Annotated in this window: 7 protein-coding genes and 1 pseudogene; 1 reads left to right on the plus strand and 7 read right to left on the minus strand. The window is 66.4% G+C overall.

Annotated features, from left to right (window positions below):
- Positions 1 to 281 (plus strand): hypothetical protein (locus tag VIG90_RS02510; RefSeq protein ID WP_331591856.1); only part of this gene is annotated, 281 nt, incomplete at its 5' end.
- 158 nt (positions 282 to 439) lie between these two features.
- On the opposite strand, the gene VIG90_RS02515 is transcribed toward VIG90_RS02510, so the two are convergent.
- The 7 genes and pseudogenes from VIG90_RS02515 to VIG90_RS02545 all read right to left on the minus strand — a co-directional run.
- Positions 440 to 1042, minus strand: coding sequence for a PEP-CTERM sorting domain-containing protein (locus VIG90_RS02515; protein ID WP_331591857.1), 603 nt, complete (start codon positions 1040 to 1042; stop codon positions 440 to 442).
- Positions 1043 to 1211: 169 nt separating this feature from the next.
- Complete coding sequence (locus VIG90_RS02520; RefSeq protein ID WP_331591858.1) at positions 1212 to 2129, minus strand: cyclase family protein; 918 nt, start codon at positions 2127 to 2129, stop codon at positions 1212 to 1214.
- On the minus strand, positions 2126 to 2695 hold the full coding sequence (locus VIG90_RS02525) for a CGNR zinc finger domain-containing protein (protein WP_331591859.1): 570 nt from the start codon (positions 2693 to 2695) through the stop codon (positions 2126 to 2128). The genes VIG90_RS02520 and VIG90_RS02525 overlap by 4 nt, the downstream gene beginning before the upstream one ends.
- Before the next feature lie 91 nt (positions 2696 to 2786).
- Positions 2787 to 4130, minus strand: coding sequence for a sorbosone dehydrogenase family protein (locus tag VIG90_RS02530; protein WP_331591860.1), 1344 nt, complete (start codon positions 4128 to 4130; stop codon positions 2787 to 2789).
- Positions 4127 to 4696, minus strand: a complete 570-nt coding sequence (locus tag VIG90_RS02535) for a DUF2231 domain-containing protein (RefSeq protein WP_331591861.1) — start codon at positions 4694 to 4696, stop codon at positions 4127 to 4129. Before VIG90_RS02535 ends, VIG90_RS02530 begins: the two co-directional genes overlap by 4 nt.
- A 234-nt stretch (positions 4697 to 4930) precedes the next feature.
- A complete protein-coding gene (locus VIG90_RS02540; RefSeq protein WP_331591862.1) occupies positions 4931 to 6460 on the minus strand; it encodes an AMP-binding protein in 1530 nt (509 codons plus the stop codon).
- A 198-nt stretch (positions 6461 to 6658) separates the two neighbouring features.
- Positions 6659 to 7519: pseudogene (locus VIG90_RS02545) on the minus strand (DNA polymerase Y family protein); the annotation flags it as partial.

The following is a 7519-nucleotide window of genomic DNA, read 5'->3' on the forward strand; positions in this document are numbered from 1 at the left end:
ACGAGGTGGTGAGGGGTCTGGCCGAGCTGCCGATGGATGCAACCCCCGCCGCCACCCTCACCCGGCTGGACATCTCCGCCATTCTCGACCGCTACGTGCTGGGCGAGCTTACCGCCGCCGATGTCGCCCGCTGGGCCGCCCTCGTCGAGTGCCGGGAGGACATCCAGTTCGAGCCCCGCCACGAGGAAGTCATCGCCGACGCCCTCTATGATCTCGCCAATCAGGACATCCTCCCCCTCTCCGAAATCCTCGAAGACGTCCGCTTCCTGCTGGGGGTGTAAGGGCGCGACTCAAAGACCTGAGCCATCGGCCACCCGGCCCTTGGAAAACCCACCCCGCCATTCATCCGGCAAAGTGTCCCGGTGGGCACTTGGATTGTCGAATTAAATTGCTCTTTCAGGTTGCGGGGGTTTTATCCCCCCGCTGTCCCGTTCGCCTCTCAGGCTGACTTGCGGCGGCGGAAACCAGCCACCCCCAGCGCGCCAAGGCCCAGCAGGCCAAGGGTCGCCGGTTCCGGCACATCGGTCGCGGGCGCTGCCAGTTCGAAAGTAATGTTGTCGAGGCCATAGACCCAGTTGTCCTGGGGCTGCAGCACATCCAGCCGTGCAATGCCTTGGGCCGAGAAGTTGACGGTTCGGAAGGCGTACGTATTGCCCAGGCTCAGCGTCTCCAGCAATGCGCCGTCGAGGCCATAGGCGTTGAAAGTGACTGATAGAGAACCGTGCGAGGTCACATCCAGCGACAGGGACTCCAGCGTGCTCGAGAAATCGAGCCGCACCAAGTCATGCCGCAGGTCATAACTAAAAGAATTATTTGGTAGATTAGCCAGGTAGTTTCCATAGTCGGGAGCGCCAAAGTCGCTCACCACCGCCAGCGGCACTTCCTCTCCGTCCTCATAGGCAGAGAAGGTGACGCCCAGATCGGCATACTGATCCGTCAGGATCGTATTCACAGGCATGTCGTTGAAGTCGATCACCACCGCGTGGGCGGGACCCGCAAGCACACTCGCCGCAACGGCGCACAGGAAAACAAACTTTTTCACGGCAAAAGCCCCTCAGACGTCTGGCGCAGCCCCCCTGCGCCCACTCGGAAGGGTTAAATGCACGTTTCGGGCCAGTTACATTTTTGAATTAATTCCATGCGCTTACAAAAGTGGTGAAAAAACAATATGGTTAAAATGTAAAGCGCCCCGACAAACTGTATTATCGCCCTCACCCGCAGGCGCAGAGGCGGGCATGGGCGCGCACCGGGAACGTACCCATGCCTTTGATCTTGGGCGGCACGGCCGAGAAGCGGAACCCCTCCACGGGCAGCCTGTCCAGCCCCGTCATGTGCTCCACAATGGGAATACCCGCCCCCAGCAGCACCGAGTGCACCGGGCGCGTGCCGCCGGAGGTGTCGTCGATGTTGAACGAGTCGATGCCGACGAGCGCCGCGCCCTGATCGCGCAGCCAAAGCGCGGCGGCTTCCGTCAGGAACGGGTGGTTCTCGAAGTAGCTGTCCGTCCGCCAGTGACGGTCCCAGCCGGTGTTGATCAGCACGGCCCGCCCCTTTACCTCCAGCGCGGCGAAGTTGCCCCAGTTGATGGCGCGCGTGCCGATGCCGGAAACCCGCGCAACCACCCCCGGCAGGTCGGCAATGTCGCTGAGGTCGAGGCCCGCAAGGTCGGTGCCGTGGGCATAGCGGTGGAACGGCGTATCCAGATAGGTGCCGGTGTTCGCCACCATGTCGATGCGGGCGATCTGGAATTCCGTGCCCGCGTTGTACTGTGTGCGTGACTGCTCGCGCGAGAGGTAATCGCAGATCAGCGGGGCTGGCAGCCCCTTGTAGGTGATCATGCCGTGCTCGATGGTATGGCTCAGGTCCACCAGAACCGCACCATCACCGATTGCCGCCTCGGTTACGCCAGCGTCCTTGTTTGGACGCTTGTGCCGCTCTTCGATGATCTGCTTGTTCAAGATCCTGACCTCGCCCACCATCAGCAGCCGCAGGTCGCGGATGATGTAGGCGGCCAGCTCGCTGTCGGCGATGTCATCGCCCTCGATGTCGAGCCGGAAGCCCTGCCCTTGCAGGCCGCCGCCGTTGGAGAAAACCACTTCGAAATCGAAGCACGCACGCTTGTCTGTCATGGGGAGCCCCCGTTGCTGGATCTGGAAATGCGGGCGCGGTGGCTTCGCACCTTGGCGCGATTGCCGCAGCCGGTGGCTGACGAGCACCACTGCCGCCGCCCGGCACGCGAGTTGTCGAGAAACATCATCCGGCATTCCGGGCAGACCCGGATGCGTGCGGCCTTTGGCGGCGCCAGGGTCTCGATGGCGTCAGCGGCAAGGGTTGAAAGCGCCGCCTTTACCGGCTCCCGCGCCTGCCACGTCAGGCCCTGCCCGGTGAACTGGGGGCGTAGCGGCGGATGGGCGGACCATCCGTTGAGGATGGCGAGATCTCCCGCCATCATCGGGGCCTTTGCCAGCACGGCCAGCCCACAGCGATGGATCGCCTCCCGCAGCGCGCGGGCGTTCGCCACATCCTCGTCCGATGGTGCCGGCAACGGCTGCACGGCCAAGCCCGCCGACACCAGCCACTCCCGCAGGTCTTCCGGTCCCGTAAGCCGCTCGACCCCCGCCCCCCCGCGACCGCCCAGTGTATCGACGAGGCAGAGCGAAAGGCTTCCAGCTATGAAGGCGTGTTTCCCGGTCATGATGTAACCTGTTAAGCAAGTTACATTGCGCAGGCAAACGAAATCAGCACGAAGGGACTATGCAAACCCTTAGCTGTACAGGACCGCCGCGCTATTGCGGGGTGTTTGCAGGGGTTCCGGAGCCGGTCATCGCGCCGGTTGGGGCCACGTGCCACACCGTGTTGGAGAGGTCGTCCGCAATCAGCAGCCTGCCGCGCGCGGCGTCGAACGTCACGCCCACCGGCCGGCCCCGCGCCCGGTCGTTCCCGGTGATGAAACCGGTCACAAAATCCTGCGGCGGGCCGGAGGGGCGACCGTTCAGGAACGGCACCCACACCACCTTGTAGCCGGACAGCGTCTCCCGGTTCCAGCTGCCGTGCTGGCCCACGAACGCGCCCTGCCGGTACTCGGCGGGCAAGGTCTCGCCGGTCACGAACGTCAGCCCCAGCGCCGCCACGTGCGAGCCGAGCGCGTAATCGGGCGCAATCGCCGTCTTCACCAACTCCGGCTTCTGAGGGCGCACGCGCGGGTCGATGTTCTGGCCCCAGTAGCTGTAGGGCCAGCCGTAGAACGCACCGTCGCGAACGGACGTCAGATAATCCGGCACCAGATCCGGCCCCAGCTCGTCCCGCTCGTTCACCACCGCCCACAGCTGCCCGGTGCCGGGCTCGATCGCCAGCGCGGTCGGGTTGCGGATGCCGCGCACCAGCGTGCGCCGTGCGCCGGTCTCCCGGTCGACCTCCCAGATGACCGCCCGCTCCTCCTCGATGTCGAGCCCGCGCTCGCCCACGTTGCTGTTGGAGCCGATACCGACGTAAAGCTTGGTGCCGTCCGCGCTGGCGGTCAGCGCCTTGGTCCAGTGGTGATTGACCTCGGAGGGCAGCTTGGTCACTTCCTCGCCGTCGGTCAGCCGGGTCGCGCCCTCCGTGTAGGGGAAGCGCAGCAGCGCGTCCTGGTTGGCGACGTACAGGCTGCCGTCCACGAAGGCGAGGCCGTAGGGCGCGTCCAGCCCGTCGATGAACGTGGTCTTCACCTCAGCCTGCCCGTCGCCGTCCGCGTCGCGCAGCAAGGTGATGCGATCACCCCCCTCCACGTCGGTCTTGCCGAGGGCCTTGATATACCCCGCGATCACGTCCTTGGGCCGCAGCTTCGGGGCGTTGCCGCCCGAGCCCTCCGCCACCAGAATGTCTCCGTTCGGCAGCACGAGGATCTGGCGCGGAATCTTCAGCTCGGTCGCCAGCGCCGTGATCGTGAAGCCCTCCGGCACCAGCGGCAGCGCGTTCCCCCAGCCCGCTGGCTTGGCGATCTTCATCGGCGGCAGCAGCGTCTCATTCACCTTGGGCAGCTGCGGCTCCGGGCCGGTCTGGTTCGTCACCTCGCCCGGATCGGCGCAGGCGGAGAGCAGGAGCGCAAGGCAGCCCGCAACCCCCATCAACAGGGAAGGACAGCGGTTCATAGGCCCTCTCCTTCAGCAAGATAGGCCCGTTCGGCACGCAGGCTCGAATACCCCACCCATCCGGCGGCAAGCGCCGCCAGCGTGGAGATAATCGAGAGTACCAGCCCCGTCGTCTCCACCGAGCTCCAGCCGTCGCGGCTGTGCTGGAAGCTGTTCACCAGCCCGGCGATCCACATCACGGCCAGCAGCAGCAGATAGACCACGGCCCGCGTCCGCACGGCTCGCTCCTCTGGCGTCGCGCCTGTACGCGCCACCAGCACGAGCGCCCACAGCAGCGCAAAGCCGCCCATCAGGCATCCGCCCGCCAGCAGCCACTGCGAGAAGTTCGTCCACTGGATCTCCGCACTGTTGAGATACGTGATGTCGCTTGCGAGCGCGCTGCTGAACAGCGCGATCGGGAACGCCAGCAACAGCGCATGCAGCGGATGCAGCAGGGGATACAGCCGGGAATGCGGCAACCTCTGGCGGACGGGGGGCGCAGCCATCAGCGTCTCCTTGCTGGTGTTCTCGTGATCATGACCGTCATGTCCGGTTGCCCGGCTCACACCAATGGGAACCGTAGCCATGACCCGAGGTTCCCTCCGCGCGAGGCGCAGGGGCCGAAAGCCGCTTGAGATTAGATAGTTAATTCGCTTGTGACAGTCTTTTTGCGAGGGTGCACCCGAACCACGGTCGCTTGAACGTCCTCCAGCTCACATCACCGGAAAGCCCACGCACAGCCTTAAAAAATCAGGGGTGCAGGGGTCATGGACCCCTGCAAAAACAAACCGCGAAGCGGAAATTCAGGCCGAAGGCAAGACCTACCCCAGCAGCTCCCGGTATTCCTCCCGCAGTCTCGCCTTCATCACCTTGCCCATGGTGTTGCGGGGCAGGTCGGAGACCAGTACGTAGGCCTTGGGCAGTTTGAAGCGGGCGAGTTTGCCGTCCAGCGCGGTGGCCAACGTCTCGGCGGTCACGGCGCCCGGTTTTTCCGGCACTACCACGGCCACCACGCCTTCGCCGAAGTCCGGGTGGGGCACGCCGATGACGGCGGTTTCCGTCACGCCGGGCACTTCGTTCAGCGCCTGCTCGATTTCCACCGGGTAGACGTTGAACCCGCCGGAGATGATCAGGTCCTTCGCCCGGCCGACGAGAGTGATGCGCCCGGTCTCGTCCTTCACCGCCACGTCGCCGGTGATGAAGAAGCCGTCGAAGGTGAAGCTCTCGGCCGTGGCCTCGGGCTTTTTCCAGTAGCCTTTCAGCACGTTGGGGCCGCGGATTTCCAGCACGCCCGGCTGATCCGTGGCGGCTTCGCCTCCCTGCCCGTCTGACACCCGCGCCTCCACGCCCGGCAGGGGGAAGCCCACGGTGCCGGGAAGGCGTCCGTCCTGCTCGTAGGGGTTGGAGGTGATCATGGCCGCCTCGGTCATGCCGTAGCGCTCCAGAATGCGGTGCCCGGTGCGGGCCTCGAACTCCTCGAAGGTCTGGGGCAGCAGCGGGGCGGAGCCGCTGAGAAACAACCGGATGTTCCGGCAGGCCTCCCGCGTGAAGCGCGGGCTGGCCAGGAGGCGGGTGTAGAAGGTGGGCACGCCCATGAACACGCTGGCCTCCGGCAGACGGTCGATCACCAGATCCGCGTCGAACTTCTCCAGCAGGATGGTGGTGTTGCCGCTCCACAGCGCCAGATGCAGCGCCACGAACAGGCCGTGGGCGTGGAACAGCGGCAGCGCGTGCAGGATCACGTCCTGCGCCGAGAAGCGCCACGTCTGGTGCAGCGCGTCCACGTTGCTGGAGAGGTTCCCGTGGGTCAGCATGGCGCCCTTGGGCCGCCCGGTGGTGCCGGAGGTGTAGAGGATGGCGGCCACGTCGTCCGGCTCCATGCGGGCGATGCCGGGGTGGGGCACCGCCTCCACCGCCAGCCGCTCCAGCGAGCCGGTGCCATCGGCGTGCAGCGTCTCGATGCGCAGGCCCTTCGCCTTGCCCATCCGGCCCGCGGCTGCCTGTTGCAGCACCGCGCGGTTGGCCTCCGTGCCCACGATCAGGCTGGGCTCCGCATCGGCAATGAAATAGGCCAGCTCGTCCTGCGTATAGCCGGTGTTCAGCGGCACGATGATCGCGCCGCGGGCAAGGCAGGCGAGATACAGGAACACGAACTCCGGCGTGCGGTCCACCTGCACCACCACCCGGTCGCCAAGGCAGACGCCCAGTTCCTGCAGCACGGCCCGGTAGCGCCCCACCCGCTCGGCCAGATCGCCGAAGCGCAGCAGCGTCTCATGACGCCACACAAGACACGGCTTGTCCTCGATGCCGACCTGCCGCGCCAGAAACATGCCGTAAAGATTGGCGCTCATGCGTCTCCCCTCATTTGCCCACGCACAGGCAAGCCCCAACGTCCAGACGCAAAAACACGATCACTCCGGCCAGCCCTACCCCAAGCTGGGCCGTAATCATTGAGAGAACAGAAAACCGGCCCTGAAAGCAAGCGCCCAGCCTGCCCCGGCGCTAAATTTTTCCGGACAAATTTGTGCAGGAACAGCCGCAGGCCGCCTTCAGCCGAAAAAGCCGTGAATGAACCAGTCCGGCTCTGCGTCCGTCTCGCCCGGCGCGCCGCCGTAAAGGCCGTGGCGGAACAGCCAGAAGCGCCGCCCTTCCATGTCTTCCACCATGTAGTAGTCGCGCGTGCGGGCGTCCTCGCCGTCGTGCCACCATTCGGGGGCGATGCGTTCCGGCCCGATGGCGCGCGTCACCCGGTGCTCCAGCCGCCGCCACACGAAGCGGGCGGGCGGGCCTTCCGGCACCTCGGCGATCACGCTGACCGGCTCGGGCCGGTCCAGCAGCAAAAGCGGGCGCGGCCGGTCGAAGTCGAGGGCCGTCCGTCTCGCACCCGCGCCTCGCGGACGCATGCGCTCGGCCCGCTCCGGCACGTGGCTTTCCCGCGCGGCCAGCCGGTAAACCGCCTGCGGCCCCAGCCGGCTGGCCAGCCGGTCGCCCAGCTGCGCCAGATCGAGCGCGCCCCGGTCTCCGGCGAAGCTGCCTTGCGCCGTATTGACCGGCCCGGCCTCCTCTGCCGCCAGGCTTATGCTCTCGATGCCGAAGCCCGCCTCCAGCGTCTCCAGCCGGGGGGCCAGCAGCCGCTGCATGTGCGCCACGTCCCGCGTCGGCTCGCCCATGCCGGCCAGCACGTCCTGCCGCGAGCCGTCCACCCGGAACGCTGCCAGCCGCAGCCGCCGCGCGCCCAGCCCCTGCTCGCCCAGAAGCGCCACCAGTTCAGCCAGCAGCCGCGGCAGCCACGCTTCCACCAGCGCCCGGTCGATCAGCGGCGCGCCGAAGCTGCGCGTCACGCACAGCGTGGGCGGCGGACTTAGGGGCACCACCGGCTCGCCCCGCTCTCCCAGCGCCTGATCCAGCCG

Origin of the sequence: Pedomonas sp. (assembly GCF_036515995.1) — a bacterium.
GTDB lineage: Bacteria > Pseudomonadota > Alphaproteobacteria > Sphingomonadales > Sphingomonadaceae > Pedomonas.